At 64.4% G+C, this 14,685-nt stretch carries 13 protein-coding genes; 8 read left to right on the top strand and 5 right to left on the bottom strand.

Features of this window, described 5'->3' with window-relative positions; all coding sequences use genetic code 11:
• Positions 1–72: 72 nt before the first annotated feature.
• The gene (locus tag HMPREF2617_RS06520; protein WP_083284824.1) at positions 73–747 is read right to left on the bottom strand and encodes a DUF3027 domain-containing protein; all 675 of its coding nucleotides are present in this window, start codon (positions 745–747) and stop codon (positions 73–75) included.
• 39 nt (positions 748–786) lie between these two features.
• Here HMPREF2617_RS06520 and HMPREF2617_RS06515 point away from each other — a divergent pair, with 39 nt between their 5' ends.
• Together HMPREF2617_RS06515 and HMPREF2617_RS06510 are read left to right on the top strand one after the other, a co-directional pair.
• A complete protein-coding gene (locus tag HMPREF2617_RS06515) occupies positions 787–1,584 on the top strand; it encodes a glutaminyl-peptide cyclotransferase (RefSeq protein ID WP_070570971.1) in 798 nt (265 codons plus the stop codon).
• A 15-nt stretch (positions 1,585–1,599) separates the two neighbouring features.
• The gene (locus tag HMPREF2617_RS06510) at positions 1,600–2,097 is read left to right on the top strand and encodes a DUF2771 family protein (RefSeq protein ID WP_070840354.1); all 498 of its coding nucleotides are present in this window, start codon (positions 1,600–1,602) and stop codon (positions 2,095–2,097) included.
• On the opposite strand, the gene HMPREF2617_RS06505 is transcribed toward HMPREF2617_RS06510, so the two are convergent.
• Positions 2,098–2,481, bottom strand: a complete 384-nt coding sequence (locus HMPREF2617_RS06505; protein WP_070421466.1) for a cold-shock protein — start codon at positions 2,479–2,481, stop codon at positions 2,098–2,100.
• Positions 2,482–2,765: 284 nt separating this feature from the next.
• Between HMPREF2617_RS06505 and HMPREF2617_RS06500 the strand changes: the two genes are divergently transcribed.
• On the top strand, positions 2,766–3,497 hold the full coding sequence (locus HMPREF2617_RS06500; protein ID WP_070421467.1) for a resuscitation-promoting factor Rpf1 domain-containing protein: 732 nt from the start codon (positions 2,766–2,768) through the stop codon (positions 3,495–3,497).
• A 117-nt stretch (positions 3,498–3,614) separates the two neighbouring features.
• Here HMPREF2617_RS06500 and HMPREF2617_RS06495 read toward each other — a convergent pair whose 3' ends face one another.
• On the bottom strand, positions 3,615–3,809 hold the full coding sequence (locus tag HMPREF2617_RS06495) for a hypothetical protein (RefSeq protein WP_092101852.1): 195 nt from the start codon (positions 3,807–3,809) through the stop codon (positions 3,615–3,617).
• A gap of 53 nt (positions 3,810–3,862) precedes the next feature.
• On the opposite strand from HMPREF2617_RS06495, the gene HMPREF2617_RS06490 reads away from it, so the two are divergent.
• A complete protein-coding gene (locus HMPREF2617_RS06490; protein ID WP_070840353.1) occupies positions 3,863–5,896 on the top strand; it encodes a helicase-associated domain-containing protein in 2,034 nt (677 codons plus the stop codon).
• Here HMPREF2617_RS06490 and HMPREF2617_RS06485 read toward each other — a convergent pair.
• Positions 5,893–8,709 (bottom strand): FAD-binding and (Fe-S)-binding domain-containing protein, encoded by a 2,817-nt coding sequence (locus HMPREF2617_RS06485; RefSeq protein WP_070840352.1) that lies wholly within the window; start codon positions 8,707–8,709, stop codon positions 5,893–5,895. The genes HMPREF2617_RS06490 and HMPREF2617_RS06485 overlap by 4 nt on opposite strands.
• Positions 8,710–8,765: 56 nt before the next feature.
• Here HMPREF2617_RS06485 and HMPREF2617_RS06480 point away from each other — a divergent pair, with 56 nt between their 5' ends.
• Both HMPREF2617_RS06480 and HMPREF2617_RS06475 read left to right on the top strand, forming a co-directional pair.
• Positions 8,766–9,644 carry an ABC transporter ATP-binding protein gene (locus HMPREF2617_RS06480; protein ID WP_070840351.1) on the top strand — a complete coding sequence of 293 codons (879 nt, stop codon included), beginning with the start codon at positions 8,766–8,768 and terminating at the stop codon, positions 9,642–9,644.
• The gene (locus HMPREF2617_RS06475; RefSeq protein ID WP_070840350.1) at positions 9,644–10,837 is read left to right on the top strand and encodes an ABC transporter permease; all 1,194 of its coding nucleotides are present in this window, start codon (positions 9,644–9,646) and stop codon (positions 10,835–10,837) included. The genes HMPREF2617_RS06480 and HMPREF2617_RS06475 overlap by 1 nt, the downstream gene beginning before the upstream one ends.
• Here the strand turns inward: HMPREF2617_RS06475 and HMPREF2617_RS06470 are convergent.
• Positions 10,834–11,046: a type II toxin-antitoxin system ParD family antitoxin gene (locus tag HMPREF2617_RS06470; RefSeq protein ID WP_070614190.1), complete on the bottom strand. Its 213-nt coding sequence runs from the start codon at positions 11,044–11,046 to the stop codon at positions 10,834–10,836. The genes HMPREF2617_RS06475 and HMPREF2617_RS06470 overlap by 4 nt on opposite strands.
• A gap of 43 nt (positions 11,047–11,089) precedes the next feature.
• Here HMPREF2617_RS06470 and HMPREF2617_RS06465 point away from each other — a divergent pair, with 43 nt between their 5' ends.
• A complete protein-coding gene (locus tag HMPREF2617_RS06465) occupies positions 11,090–12,730 on the top strand; it encodes a DNA repair helicase XPB (RefSeq protein ID WP_070840349.1) in 1,641 nt (546 codons plus the stop codon).
• 10 nt (positions 12,731–12,740) lie between these two features.
• Positions 12,741–13,385: a DUF3239 domain-containing protein gene (locus HMPREF2617_RS06460; protein WP_070840348.1), complete on the top strand. Its 645-nt coding sequence runs from the start codon at positions 12,741–12,743 to the stop codon at positions 13,383–13,385.
• Positions 13,386–14,685 lie beyond the last annotated feature (1,300 nt).

The following is a 14,685-nucleotide window of genomic DNA, read 5'->3' as shown; positions in this document are numbered from 1 at the left end:
CTCACGGGGGCTTAGCTTTTCACTCTCCCTGGGCAAACGCAACTATTTTGCTGCCCCAGTGATTGGAATTACTTAGGAGTTGTCTACTTCCGTGTCCGAGTGTGCGCCGCAACCGTAGGAAGACGCAACGACATGGCCGTCGGCGGAGTACTCGTTGGTACAAGCACCGAAGTGCTCCCCCACCGGTTCCGTCATGGGGATATAGAAGGCGCAGGTGCGGCACGACAGGGCTGCCTTTTCGGCAAACTCGCTGTTTGGCCCGTAGTCGCCGGTGCGCCAGCGGTACTTCGCGTCCTCCAGGCCTTGTTTGGTCAGGTAGTGCTTGGTTTCGCGGCCCGGGAAGGTAATGGCGTCGCGGGCAAAGGAATCGTCGGTGACGCGTTCGTCGTCAGGCAGGAGCTCCAGCACATCGCCTGGGCCCAGGTCGCCGGGGCGTAGCCGCTCGGAGTACGGCACCCAGTCGGGCGCTTCGAGCGCACCTTGGGAGGGTACGAGCGCGACCTCGTTGACGGTGACCACGTTGGAGCCGTCCGCGCAGGCGATGACGGCGTTCCATTCCCACCCGGCGTATCCGGGCACGTCGGCTTCGAAGCGGTGCGTGGCAACATTGCGGGTCAGCCCGGTAACACCGATGTGTTCGCCGATGTCGCCGTCTGCGATTTCTTCAAGCGCCTCGAGCGCAATAGCTATTGCATCGTTGCCAAGCAACGGGTTGCGGGAGCGAGTGCGTTTTCTGGATCGTGACACGCTTACCCATTATGCGCGATGTAGTGCAGGATGTAACCCATGGGTCATCGTGAAGCTTTGTCCGCTCTGTCTGTTATCGCTGCGCTTTCGGGCGGTTTGCTTGCTGGCTGCGCGCCGGAGTCGTCCACCCCAAGCGTCGAGCACCTTCGCGCCGAGGTGATCGAGCGCCTCCCGTTCGACCAGACCAGTTTCACGCAGGGCCTCGAGGTCACCGCCGACGGCAACCTCTACGTTGGCACTGGCCAGGAGGGCGAATCGCGCCTGTACACCCGCACTATCGCTGGCGATGAGCTCGCGTCGGTTGATTTGGATCCGCAGTTTTTCGGCGAGGGCATTACGCGTATCGACGACACCCTGTGGCAGTTGACGTGGCTCGACGGGACGGCGATTCGTCGCAACGCAGAAACGCTCGAGGAGATCGGCCGCGCCTCCTATCAGGGCGAAGGCTGGGGGCTGTGCTCACGTACGGAAGCGGACGAGGTGATCTTCTCCGACGGCACCGAAGAGCTGCGCCGCATGGATCCGGAAACGCTCGAGGAGCGCGAACGCTTCACCGTCACGCTTGATGGCGAGCCGGTGGCGGGCCTCAACGAGTTGGAGTGCGTCGGTAACGATGTCTACGCCAACGTGTTCACCACCACCGACATCGTGCGCATTGACGCGGAAACGGGCGAGGTCACCGCACGTATCGACGCCTCCGCCCTGCCCAATAACGCCACCGACGACCCGAACCACGTCCTCAACGGCATCGCCCACATCCCGGGCACTGACGAGTTCTTCCTTGCCGGCAAGCGCTGGCCGGACATGTACCGGGTGCGCTTTACCCAGGCTGACTAGTTAGGATTTCTCGCCATGGCACAACGTTCAGGCAGCAAGCAGTGGAAAACCATCGTGGTCGCCCTCGTGGGCGTCCTGGCACTCGTCGGTGTGGTGTACGCCGTCATGGAGTACCAGCGCACCCGCCCCACCACTCCGGTCGATGAAATGACGGTGTCGGTGGCTGCCAACGGTGAGCGCGAGGACATCGGTGTGTACACCGTGTGTGAGTTGGACGAGGAGTGCGCCGGCGGTGATGCCCCCACCATGCAGCGCGGCGAGGGCGATGTGGTGGTTACGGTTCCGGACGAGATTGCGTCGAATAGCTGGCGCCTGCTGCTCATTTACGACGACCCGGAGGCCAACTCCGAGCGCGTCTTCACCTCCGGCGAGGCAACCGAGGAGACCGTGCCGGCTACGACCGAGTCCGGCGCGAAGCTCGTCGTTGCCGAGGTAACCACCCTGGACATTAAAAAGGGCGATGACGGGGAGGAAACCCCTGTCATCGCCACATGGTCCGTGGGCTTTAACTAATTACGCATCCAGCTCGCGCGCCACGGCCCGCAGGATCTCCGCCACCTGGCGGCCTTCCTTGCGGTCCGGGTAGCGGCCGTTGGTCAAAGCAGGCTGGACCTGGGTCTCGATGAGCGTCATCACGTCCGCGAGCATGCTGCCCAGCTCCTCCGGCTTACGGCGGTGCACTGGGCGGCGCTTCGGGGTGTCCAGCACCTTCACGCGCAGCGCCTGTGGGCCGCGACGGCCTGCGGCGAAGTCGAACTCGATGCGCTGGCCCGCAACCAGCTCCTCAACCCCCTCAGGCAGCACGGACTTACCGATGAAGACATCCTCGTCTCCCGGGTTGGATGCGAAGCCGAACCCTTTTTCGGCGTCGTACCATTTCACCTTTCCGACAGGCATGGCGCTCTCCTTCCGTAACGCATCACTTATGCAGTATCACTCGTGCAGATGTACCGCCAGTAAGTAAAACAAAATCAAAACCTTACTATTTCCGCCCGAAAATCAAGCAGTTCACGCCAGTGTGACCCAGAACACATATTTTGCATGTCGCGCCTTCGAGCTGGGGAAATGTGAGGCTTTTTCGAGTATTGCGCCCCAAAACGACACCGTTACGTGACACAATCGTTATACAACGTTAGGCTGTCCCGAGAAATTGGCGGTCAACGATGAGAGGAAACGAAACAATGGGACGCCACTCTAAGAAGACCACCTCCATGGGCAAGAAGGCTCTGGCAGGTTCTGCAGCAGCAGCTGCACTGGCTGGCATTGTTGCCCCGCAGGCAACCGCAGCACCGGATTCCGACTGGGACAAGCTCGCACAGTGCGAGTCCGGCGGCAACTGGGCTATCAACACCGGCAACGGCTACTACGGTGGCCTGCAGTTCTCCTACGGCACCTGGCTGGCATACGGTGGCGGCGAGTTCGCCCCGACCGCTAACCTGGCTACCCGCGAGCAGCAGATCGCTGTCGCCGAGCGCACCCTGGCAGGTCAGGGTTGGGGCGCGTGGCCGGCTTGCTCCGCTCGCTACGGCCTGAACTCCGCACCGACCAACCGCGACGCGCAGGTATCCAAGCCGGCCCCGCAGCCAGCACCGGCACCGGCACAGCAGGCCGCTCCGGCTCAGCCGGCAGCACAGGCCCAGGCTCCGGCCGCACAGTCCCCGCAGGTCGATGCCCTTTACGCACAGGTGCGTAACGCTATCCAGGCATTCGGCTTCCAGGTTCCGGCTTCCGTGCAGTCCAACTACGTTGCTAACCGCAACGACTACAGCGCGTTCTACGCTGCAAACCAGCCGCTGATCGACGCTGCCCTCTCCGGCGACTTCGCAGCCGTGGCAAACCTGGTCGGCGCTAACTTTGCCAACCAGGTCAACAACACCGTTGCTTCCGTGCAGCAGTCCTTCCAGGCTCGCTAAGCAATAGCGCACAGCAATCGTCCGCCCCGTTCAGGTTGTGAACGGGGCGTTTTGCTTTACGGCACAACAAAAACCGGCACGGTCAGGCACCGTGCCGGTTTTTTAAGTTCCGCTGGTTTAGCGGTTGATGCGCGTCGTCGGGTGGACGTAGCCCGTCTCTTCTGCCGGCATCGGCAGGATCAGGTCGTCGCCGAACGGGCTGGAAGCACCGGTTAACGTCGAGGTGATCTCGGTGACCGGGTGCAGGTTACCTGGGGTATTAGCGGGCCATGCGGGGTTTGCGCGCCCAATCTTCTTCACATCTTTAGCCATGCCCCTCATTCTTTCACGCCGGAGACAAAAACGCACGTAAACTCACCCCCGCAATGTCTACGTTCCCTAAATTCTTGAGTTCGCTCGATGACGACGCGCTGCACGCCCTCATCGAGGCACGCCCGGATGCCTTCTTCCCCGCCCCGCCGTCGGTGGGCTCACTCGCGACCAGGCTTGGTCTTCCCGGGTCGGCGTCGCGCGCGTTGCGTCTCCTCAACGCCGCAGATTTGGCGGTGCTCGAGCAGCTCGCGGATGCCGGTGCGGAGCTTGAGCCTGTGAACGCCACCGGCTTCGGCTCCACTCACCACCTGCGCGAGTTGGCGCTCGTATTCGGTCCGGATGAGGCGTTGCGTATCGCCCCCGGCACGCTGACTGCCCTGCCTCCCGGTTGGCGCGTGACCGATACGCTGCCACCCGGCGCGACCGAGGCGCTGGCTTCGTTGCCTGCCCGCGAGCGCAAGGTGCTGGACACGCTCGCGGCCTCCGGCGGGGTGGGCACAACCGCGGCGGCTGCACCCGATGCGGATCCGGATGCGCCGGTGGCCAAGTTGCTCGCGCTCGGTCTGCTTGTGCGCGTCAACGAGACCACAGTGCGCCTGCCTCGCCCGGTGCGCGACGCGATGCGTGGCGCAACGCCGCGCGTGTTCCCGCTTGCACCACCCGCCGCACCAGAGATCGATCAGGCCACTATCGACGAAACCGCAACCGCCCAGGGCCTCGACGCGGTGCGCCAGATGCGCCAACTGGTCATGACGCTGATGGACACCCCGGTGGTGCTGAACAAGGACGGCACCGTCGGCGTGCGCGCGGCGGCAAACCTGGAGAAGGCACTTGGGTTCGACCCGAGCTTGCTTGTCACCGTCGGCGAGTCCGCGGGTCTTGTCGGCCGCGGCAACGTCGACGACGAGGATGTGCTCGCCGCCACTCGCGACGCCCTGACCTGGCTTGACGCGACACTGTCCGATCAGTGGGCGATCGTGCTCGCCGGCTGGGTGGCGTCGCCGTGGCGCGTGGATACAGGAGCGAAGTTGCTTAGCGACGACGCCCACGCCCCCGCATTGCGCCACGCCCGCCTCACCATGCTGCGCCACGCGGGCGACATGGACAGGATGCTCTTCCACGCCCCGCTGGAATCGTCGGGGTTCTCCGACAACCTCATCGCCGCGGTTGTCCAGGAAGCCGAGTTCGTCGGCGCGCTGGCCAACCAAGCGCAGCCGACCCCGACGCTAGCCCTGATCAACGGCGAGGACGTCGCTGCAGCAACCGCCACGCTCGTGCCCGCCTCGGTGGACACGTTGATCGCCCAGGCCGACATGACGGTGCTGGCCCCGGGCCCGCTCGAGCCCGCAATGGCCGGGTTCATCGAGCGCATCGCGGATCTGGAGTCGCCTGGTCTTGCCAGCGTGTGGCGCATCTCGGAGGCGTCGGTGCGCCGCGGCCTGGACAGCGGGCTGACCGCCCCGGAGATCCACTCCTGGCTGGCCGACCACGTGCTTGGCGAGGTCCCCCAGGCCATCACCTTCATCATCGACGACACTGCCCGCACCCACGGCGCCATCCGCGCCGGCGAAGCACTCGCCTACATCCGCTCCGAGGACCCGGCGCTGATCGCCACCGCAGCAGAGAAGTTAGGCCTGCGCATTCTCGCCCCCACCGTGGCCATCTCGCGCCTGCCTCTGGCAAAGCTCATGACGGCCCTGCGCACCGCAGGCCTCCAACCCACCGCCGAGGACGACCAGGGGGTTTCCGTCAACATGGCGCCTGAGCCCGCCCTGGTTCCGTCAACGCCATCGACGCTTCCGAAGTCGCGGAGGGTGGCGCCGGATCAGGTGCGTGCGATCGTCGCAAAGCTGCGCTCTGCGGAGACCACCGATGCTGGCAGCGGGAATGCGTTTGAAACGCTTCGCGCGGCAGCGCGGGCGCGCAGGCATGTCACGGTGGGCTACGTGGACAAGCAGGGACGCGGCAAGACGATCACCGTCCTGCCGCTGAGTGTCACTGCGGGCCAGGTGGACGCGCTCGACGAGGCCAAGGATCGGGTCGTGCGCATCGCCCTGCCGCGGGTGACAAAAGTGGTGCTGGCCTAGCGGCTGGCGCGCTCCAGGATTTCCAGGATGTGCTCGTAGTCTGCGCCGGTCGCGGCCGTCAGGCCCAACTCGCAGGTGCGGTTCGACGACGCGTGGCACGCCGAGCCGAACTCTCTCGCCTGCGCAGCCTCACGCTTCGTCGCGGCGTGGGTGAGTTCGGGGTGCAGCATGCCGCGGTCACCCGCGTAGCCGCAGCAGTTCCACTCGGCCGGAACGTTTACTTCCTCTGCAGCGGCGGCCGCAACGTGCTTCAGCGTGTCGACGATACCCAGGTGGGTCGCCGAGCACGTCGGGTGCAGCGTCACCGATGGCACCTTGTGGTTGACCGTGAGGCGATCGAGCACGTGCTCGTCGACAAACTCGATGGCGTCGATGACCGTGATGCCGATGTTTTCGGCCATGTCGCGGAAGCCGTGCGTGCAGCTCGACGCGTCCACCACGACCGGCAGGAGCCCGCCGTCGGTGGCGGCGATGAGCTGGTCGTTGACACGGCGCTGCATGATGTCGTGGCCGGTGCTCATGCCCTTCGAGGTCCACGGGGTGCCGCAGCACATGCCGTCGACGCCCTCCGGAACGACGAGCGACAGACCGGCGCGCTCGACGAGTTTCGCAAACGCCTCCGAGGCGCCGACGCCATCGCCCTGCGGGCCGAACATGGAGTTCACACACGCCGGGACAAACACACCGACAGGCTCCGCGCCCGGCGCGCCGACCTGCGTGCCGAATGCCTTGGAGCGCTTCGCGCCGCCCTTGGAAAGTTCGGGGCGGTACTGCGGAACGGTGTCTTCCCCTACGAGGGCGCGGGCGACGTCAGTAACCTTCTGCACCAGGCTCGTCGGCATGACGTAGGCGCCGGTTAGCGCTGCAGAAGCCAGGGTGTTGCCCGGGCCCCACACCTTCGCGGCGGCCGCCCAGCCGGCGGACTTCACAGCACCGGCCTGGCCGCGGCGCAGCGACTTGATGAACTTGCCGGTGTCAATACCCACCGGGCAGGCGGTGACGCACATGGAGTCCACCGCACAGGTGTCGATGCCGTCGTACTGGTAGGCCTCGTCGATGTGCTTAACCAGCTCCATGTCGCCTTCCTGCAGCGCCTTCGCACGTGCGCGGCGCACGACGATGCGCTGGCGCGGGGTCATGGTCAGGTCGCGCGAGGGGCACACCGGCTCGCAGTAGCCACACTCCACACAGGAGTCGATTTCGTCTTCCACCTGCGGGTTGAGCTTGAAGTTCTTCATGTGCTCGCGCTCGTCGTCAGTGATGATCACGCCCGGGTTCATCACCCCGCGAGGGTCGGCGGCGCGCTTGAGCGCCGCCATCACGTCGTAGAGTTCCTCGCCGTACTGGCGGCGCACGTACGGCGCCATGACGCGGCCGGTGCCGTGCTCAGCCTTGAGGTTGCCGCCGGCACCGAGCACGAGGTCCACCATGTCCTCGTTGAAGCCGTCGTAACGCGTGAGGTTCTCGTCGCCCTCGAAGCGGTCGGTGATCAAAAAGTGGATGTTGCCGTCCTTGGCGTGGCCGAAGATGACGGCGTCGTCGTACCGGTAGGCGTCGAAAAGCTGCTGCAACCCGCCGCAAGTGTCGGCGAGGTCTTCGACGGGCACCGCGATGTCCTCAAGCAGCGCGGTGGTGCCGGACGGGCGCGCCTCCGCGACCTGGGCGTAGAGGCCCTTGCGGAACGCCCACGCCTTGGCGGCCTCGATGGGGTCGGTGCTGAACTGCGCCGGGGTCTGCAGGTCGAACTCGCGCAGGAGTTTGGAGCCAGCCTGCTCGTATTCGCGCAGCTGCTCGGCCTCGTTGGCGTGGTATTCGATGAGCAGCGCCGCCTGGCCGCCAAGTTCGAAGCCGGTGATCTGCTCCGGCACCGAGTCGAAGGTGCGGCCGACCTTGATGGAGCGCGAGTCCATCAACTCCAGCGTCGCCGCCTTCGACTCAAACAGGGCCGGCAAGGAGCGCGTCGCGGCGTCCAGCGTCGGGTAGACCGCGATGGTGGTCGTCTTCAGTTTCGGCACCTCGATGGTGCGCAGGACAGCCTCCGCGATAAACGCGAGTGTGCCCTCGGATGCGACCAGCAGGTGCATGAAGATGTCCAGCGGCGAGTCGTAATCCAAAAACGAATTCAGGCTGTAGCCCATCGTGTTTTTCAGCGCGAAGTGGCGCTCGATGATGTCTACGGATTCCTTGTTGTCGCGCACACGTCGCTTGAGCTGCTCGATCGTGTCCACGAGCTCCGGCTCCTGGCGCGCGAACTGCGCCTCCGCATCCGGGTGGGCGGTGTCGATCACCGTGCCGGAGGGCAGGACGAAGGTGACGGACTCGATGGTGTTGTAGGTGTTGAACTCCGTACCGCACGCCATGCCGGAGGAGTTGTTGGCAATCACGCCACCCATCGTTGCGGCGCCCTCGGACGCCGGGTCCGGGCCGATCTTGCGGCCGAACGCGGCCAGGTGCGCGTTGACCTGGCGCACCGTGGAGCCGGGCTGGACGCGCACGCGCTTGCCACCGTCAAGCACCTCCACGCCACGGAAGTGCTTACGCACGTCCACCAGCATGCCCGCACCGCCTGCCTGGCCGGACAGCGAGGTACCGCCGCCGCGCAGCACCACCGGGGCGCCAGAGGATGCCGACGCGCGGAACGCCGCCGCAACGTCGTTCGCGTTGCGCGCTTCCACCACCACATCGGGGGTGTAGAGGAAGTGGGATGCGTCGTGGGCGTACTTGATGCGGTCGATCGGGCGCGTGGACAGCGCCTCGTCGGAGCCGAGTTCGCGGGCCAAATGCGCCGCTGGGGATGAGATGGTTGCAGTCATGGGTTCATGGTAAACCCGCCCTGAGCGATGTCGTATCTTTTGGTAGCTTTTGTCGGGTGACTACGTTTCAGATTCAGGACCTTCACAAGCGCTTCGGCGACGTCCAGGCCCTCGACGGAATGGACTTCACCGTCCGCGATGGCGAGATGTACGGCTTCGTCGGTTCCAACGGCGCCGGTAAATCCACCACGATGCGCATCGCATTAGGCGTGCTCAGCGCCGATTCCGGCGAGGTGCTCCTCGATGGGCGCCCGCTTGACGACGACTCCCGTCGCCGCATCGGCTACATGCCCGAAGAGCGTGGCCTCTACGGCAAGGAAAAGATTCTCGACCAGTTGGTCTTCCTGGCCAAACTCCACGGCGTGGACGGCGCGGCCGCAAAGCAGCGCGGCACCGAACTGCTGGAGGAGTTGGGCCTCGGCGAGCGTCTGGGCGACAAGCTCGACGACCTCTCCCTGGGCAACCAGCAGCGCGTGCAGTTGGCCGCCAGCCTGATCCACGACCCGGAGGTGCTCATCCTCGACGAGCCGTTCTCCGGCCTGGACCCCGTCGCCGTGGACGTGATGAGCACGATGCTCACCGACCGCGCCCGCGCCGGCGTGCCAGTCATCTTCTCCTCCCACCAGCTCGATTTGGTGCAGCGGCTTTGCGATCGCATCGGCATCGTCACCCGCGGCCGCATGGTGGCCGAAGGCACCGTCGATGAGCTGCGCTCGGGCGGCCCGGTGCGCTTCCGCGTCGGCACGCAAGCGCGCGGCTGGATCCCCGCAACCGCCACGCTTATTAGCGACACCCCCACCCACGTCATCGTCGAAACCACTTCCGCCGACAACGACCAGGACATCCTCCGCGCCGCCATGGCCGCCGGCCCAGTCCACGAGTTCACCCGCGTCGTGCCGGATCTGGCCGAGCTGTTCAAGGAGGTTGTGAAGTAATGAAGACCTACTCCCCCATGCACACCATCACCACCACCGCGAAGCGCGAGGTGCAGATTCTGCTGCTGAAGAAGGGCGTCATTGTCACGCTCGTGATCATGTTGCTGGCCATTCTCGGCATGATCGGCTTCGGCTCCTGGATGCAAAACAAGGGCGAAACGGAAGCAGAGGCCGGCGGCCCGGCCGTTGCCGCTGTGGGTATCGCAGAGCAGCTTCTCGACGACGCCGGCTACGACGCCCGCACCGCCACCGACCGCACCGAGGCCGAACAGTTAGTCCGCGACGGCGACGTGCAGGCCGCCCTGATCGTCGAGGGCGACACCTGGGAGGTCCTTGCGGACGGCTCCCCCTCCACCACCATCCTCACCGGCCTCGACGCCCTCTCCCAGCAGCAGGCGCGCGCCGAAACCTTAAGCACCCTGGGCATTAGCCCCGCCGATTACGAGGCTGCCTCCCCGCAGATCGACGTTGTGCCGGTGGACATCAACGACACCGAAGGCGACGACACCGCAGAGCAGTTGACCCGCCTGCTGACCACCTTCTTCGCGCTGATCATCGTCATGTTCACCGTGATCACTTTTGCCGCCCAGGTGGGCAGCCGCGTCACCGAGGAGAAGTCGTCGCGTGTCGTCGAGCTCATCTTGGCCTCCGTTCGCCCGCTGGACTTCCTCGCCGGCAAACTGCTGGGCACCGTCATCTTCGGATTCCTCGCCACCGCAGTGTTGCTCGCCGTCGGCGGCATCGGCCTGAAGGTCTCGGGTCTTATCGACGACGTCGAAATCGACTGGTCCGCCCTCCCCATCCTGCTTATCGCCTGGCTGCTGTCCATGCTGTTCTTCGGCGGCCTCTACGCCGCCGCCGGCGCGATGGTGCAGCGCACCGAGGACCTGCAGTCCACCCAGATGCCGATCCTGCTCCTGCTGATGGCGTGCGTGTACATCTCGTCGTTTGGTTGGTCCAACACCGACTCAACCTTCATGCAGGTCGTGAGCTGGATCCCGCCGTTTTCGATCTTCAGCGCGCCCTTGACCTACGCAGCTGGCGACTTCACCGCCGTCCAGCTCGCGGGATCCTTCGCACTCGCTGCGGTCACCACCGTGCTCGTCGTGTGGGGTGCCGCCCGCATTTACAAGCGCACGATCCTCAACAACGGCAGCGTGACCAAGTGGTCACAGGTGCTTCGGAGGGGTTAGCGCAGTTCGTCGATAAACGCCTTCGCGTCAATGTCGCCGTTCTCCGCGGCCTTGCGTAGCGCTTTAAACTTCTGCTCCCGCTCCTCCACCAGTCGCAGGCCTTCGCGCAGGACTTCGCTGGCGGAGGCGTAGCGGCCGTCTTCGAGCAGTTGGGCGATAAATTTGTCGTAGCGTTCGCCGAGGACAACGGATGTGTTTTTCGCAGCCATGCCCGTAGACTACCAACGCCTACTATCAGGAGGAGTAGATCGCATGGCTCTCGGCGACGGCCCGCTCATCGTCCAGTCGGACAAGACTGTGCTGCTCGAGGTCGCACACCCGGACGCACCCAAGGCCCGTGCTGCGCTCGCCCCGTTTGCGGAGCTCGAGCGCGCACCTGAGCACATCCACACCTACCGCATCACCCCGCTCGCGTTGTGGAACGCGCGCGCTGCCGGCTTCGACGCAGAGCAGGCCGTTGACGTGCTCGAACGGTTCTCCCGCTTCCCCGTCCCGCAGCCGCTGCTCGTGGATGTTGCGGAGACCATGGCGCGCTACGGCCGTCTCAAACTGGTCAAGCACCCCGCGCACGGGCTCATCCTCGAGGCCGACGACCCGGCGATCCTCACCGAGGTCACTCGCTCCAAGAAGATCATTCCGCTGGTCGCATCGCGTATCGACGACACCACCATCCCCGTCCACCCATCCGCCCGCGGCCAAATCAAGCAGGAACTGACCAAACTCGGCTGGCCTGTGGAGGACCTCGCCGGCTACGTCGACGGCGAGTCCCACCCGATTGCGCTCAACCACGACGGTTGGGAGTTGCGCGACTACCAGCAGTACGCCGCCGAGTCCTTCTGGGAGGGCGGCTCCGGCGTCGTCGTGTTGCCGTGCGGCGCGGGCAAAACCATTGTGGGCGCGGCGTCGATGGCGCAGGCGCAGACCACCACGCTGATCCTGGTCACCAACACCGTCGCAGGCCGCCAGTGGCGCGACGAGCTGCTGCGCCGCACCACGCTCACGCCCGAGGAGATCGGCGAGTACTCCGGGGAGAAGAAGGAGATCCGCCCGGTCACCATCGCCACCTACCAGGTGGTCACCCGCAAAACCAAGGGCGAATACCGCGCGCTCGAACTTTTCGACTCCCGCGACTGGGGCCTCATCATCTACGACGAAGTCCACCTCCTGCCCGCCCCCGTCTTCCGGATGGCCGCCGACCTCCAGTCGCGCCGCCGCCTCGGCCTGACCGCCACCCTCGTGCGCGAGGACGGCCGCGAGGACGACGTATTCTCCCTCATCGGTCCGAAGCGTTACGACGCCCCTTGGAAAGAACTCGAAATGGCCGGCTACATCGCCACCGCGGAATGCGTCGAAGTGCGCACCACACTTAGCGACGACGAACGCCTCACCTACGCCACCGCCGAAACCCGCGAACGCTACCGGTTGGCGGCGTGTTCGAAGGCGAAGCTTGGGGTCGTCGATAAGCTGCTTGCAAAACATGAAGGCCAGCAGACCTTGATCATCGGCGCCTACGTCGACCAACTCGAGGAGATCGCCGCGCGCATCGACGCCCCACTTGTCGACGGAAAAACCACCACCAAAAAACGCGAAGAAGCCTTCCAAGCCTTCCGCGACGGCGAAATCTCCACACTGGTGGTGTCTAAGGTGGCGAACTTCTCCATCGACCTGCCCGAAGCCGCCGTGGCCATCCAGGTCTCCGGCACCTTCGGCTCCCGCCAAGAGGAAGCCCAGCGCCTCGGCCGGTTGCTGCGCCCGAAGGCCGACGGCGCCGAGGCAGTGTTCTACACGGTGGTCGCCCGCGACACCCTCGACGCCGAATACGCCATCCACCGCCAGCGCTTCCTCGCCGAGCAGGGCTACGCGTATCGACTCGTCGACGCCTCCGACCTCTAAACTCTTCCCCATGAAGGTTTTCAAGTTCGACGTCGACGAAGAGTATGCAAAGCAACACAACGAAATGATCCGCGACACCCGCAGCCTCGTCGCTTCGGGCGTCGCCCTCTTTGTGATCTCGCTCGCCGGCGCCGTCGCCGTCTGGTTCTTCGTCGACCCCGAATCCCCCTGGCACACCCTGGGCACGTTCGGCCTCGCCCTTTTCGGCCTCATGATGCTCGTCGTGGGCTTGCTCATCCCCCGCAGCGTGGGCAAGACGCAAGAACTTTACGACGCCAACCCACTGGCCCCCGCCATCATCACCGAACGCGTCGGCACCACCATCACCCTGACCGCCCTGGTGAACCTTAACGTCGAGCCCTCCCTGCCGCCACGCTGGGGCATCACCTCGCGCGTCTACCACCCGATCCCGAACACTTCCGACAAGGTGGGCACCAAGGTCCCCGTCGCCGCCGTGGGCGCCCAGCGTTCCGCACAGAACAAGAAGATGTGGCAGATGATCACCCCGATGCCGATCGCCTGGGGCACCCCTGACGTCGCCGTCATCGACGAGGCCCGCAACGCCGTCCCCGGCGACCAGTGGTCCAAACTCGAGCGTGCCCGCAAGAAGAAGGACCTCCTCGAGGAGTCCAAGAACACCGTCGTGGAGTTGTAGTTCTCTGTTTGTTTTTTGAGGTTGTTGGGGCTGTTGGGAGCGCTTGGCTGTTGGGGGCTGTTCGGCCCCTGCCGCCCCGCGCCGGCCGTTTCGTCCGCTCTGCGCCACGCCGGCAGCCCCCATTGGCCTTGCCGACAACCCTGCCCCGCACGCCAATGCAAAACCCCACATCACACCATTCGCCAACCTGGGCGGAGTGTAAAATCCTGCAGCCAGTTGAGCTTCATTTTGCATTCACAGAAGTGCGCAGGTGGCTTTAGTGGGGGCTTCGGTGGTGTGAAGGCGATGACTCCGCGTTACGGACAGTTGGACCTCCCCCCTGCCCTCTCCCGATGCCCATGCATTGGCTTGGTGGGTATCGATCCCCTTCTCACTCCGCATTGCGGACAATTTGGTGAACCCCAATGACTATGCAGCGATATAGTTGAGACAAGTCAGCGTCCACTATGCAGTCGCATAGTCAGGCCCGCACAGTTTCTAACTCCGCATTGCGGACAAGTTGGTGAAACCCCAACGACTTTGCAGCGACATAGCATATCGAATCCCGTTTCCGTCTCCGCATTCCAGACAAATGGCTCCAGCCAACAACTATGCAGCGGCATAGTGGTGCCCGTGGCGTTATGGACTCTGCGTTGCGGACTAGTGGGCGCCCACCATCTATTTCGGCATGGGTGGTGGGCTACTTTTGGCGGAGCGCTTTGGGCTACTTTTCGAAGAGCGCAACCAAGCACCGTGGGAACCGACTCCGCATTGCGGACAAGTGGGTGGGCACCAACTATGCGGCGGCATAGTGATGCCCGTGGCGTCTCCCAATTTGCATTGCGGAATAGCCCGGTGATCGCCGGTGACTATGCCGTGGCATAGGCCAGCCCGTTCTGCCACTGACTCTGCATTGCGGACAAGTTGGTCGACCTCAACGACTATGCAGCGGCATAGTGGGACCCGTTCAGTCTCCCGCTCCGCATTGCGGACTAACGGGTGTACGCCAACGACTATGCAGTCGCATAGTCAGGCACGCAATGTTTCTGATTCTGCATTGTGGAAAATTGGGGGTGCCGCAACGAATATGCGGCGGCATAGTGACGCCCGCACTGTTCCTGATTCTGCATTGCGGACTAGTGGGTGTACGCCAACTATGCAGTGGCATAGTGACGCCCGCACTGTTCCCGCTCCGTATTGCGGGCTGGTGGGTGGGCACCAATGTTGCTGTTGTCGGCGACAACAATCATGTGGGTATACGTGAAAACACCCGTAGATGAAACTGGGTTTAGTTTCGTCTACGGGTGTTTGTGTGTGAAGT

The sequence above is a fragment of the Corynebacterium sp. HMSC070H05 genome (genome assembly GCF_001837615.1).
GTDB lineage: Bacteria > Actinomycetota > Actinomycetes > Mycobacteriales > Mycobacteriaceae > Corynebacterium > Corynebacterium coyleae.
The sequence above is the reverse complement of the archived record's forward strand: the minus strand, read 5'-3'. Positions and strand labels throughout refer to the sequence as shown.

Coding starts and splice junctions, on each gene's coding strand:
- HMPREF2617_RS06515 (WP_070570971.1), top strand. CDS start 787: ATGGGTCATCGTGAAGCTTTGTCCGCTCTGTCTGTTATCGCTGCGCTT.
- HMPREF2617_RS06510 (WP_070840354.1), top strand. CDS start 1,600: ATGGCACAACGTTCAGGCAGCAAGCAGTGGAAAACCATCGTGGTCGCC.
- HMPREF2617_RS06505 (WP_070421466.1), bottom strand. CDS start 2,481: ATGCCTGTCGGAAAGGTGAAATGGTACGACGCCGAAAAAGGGTTCGGC.
- HMPREF2617_RS06500 (WP_070421467.1), top strand. CDS start 2,766: ATGGGACGCCACTCTAAGAAGACCACCTCCATGGGCAAGAAGGCTCTG.
- HMPREF2617_RS06495 (WP_092101852.1), bottom strand. CDS start 3,809: ATGGCTAAAGATGTGAAGAAGATTGGGCGCGCAAACCCCGCATGGCCC.
- HMPREF2617_RS06490 (WP_070840353.1), top strand. CDS start 3,863: ATGTCTACGTTCCCTAAATTCTTGAGTTCGCTCGATGACGACGCGCTG.
- HMPREF2617_RS06485 (WP_070840352.1), bottom strand. CDS start 8,709: ATGACTGCAACCATCTCATCCCCAGCGGCGCATTTGGCCCGCGAACTC.
- HMPREF2617_RS06475 (WP_070840350.1), top strand. CDS start 9,644: ATGAAGACCTACTCCCCCATGCACACCATCACCACCACCGCGAAGCGC.
- HMPREF2617_RS06470 (WP_070614190.1), bottom strand. CDS start 11,046: ATGGCTGCGAAAAACACATCCGTTGTCCTCGGCGAACGCTACGACAAA.
- HMPREF2617_RS06465 (WP_070840349.1), top strand. CDS start 11,090: ATGGCTCTCGGCGACGGCCCGCTCATCGTCCAGTCGGACAAGACTGTG.
- HMPREF2617_RS06460 (WP_070840348.1), top strand. CDS start 12,741: ATGAAGGTTTTCAAGTTCGACGTCGACGAAGAGTATGCAAAGCAACAC.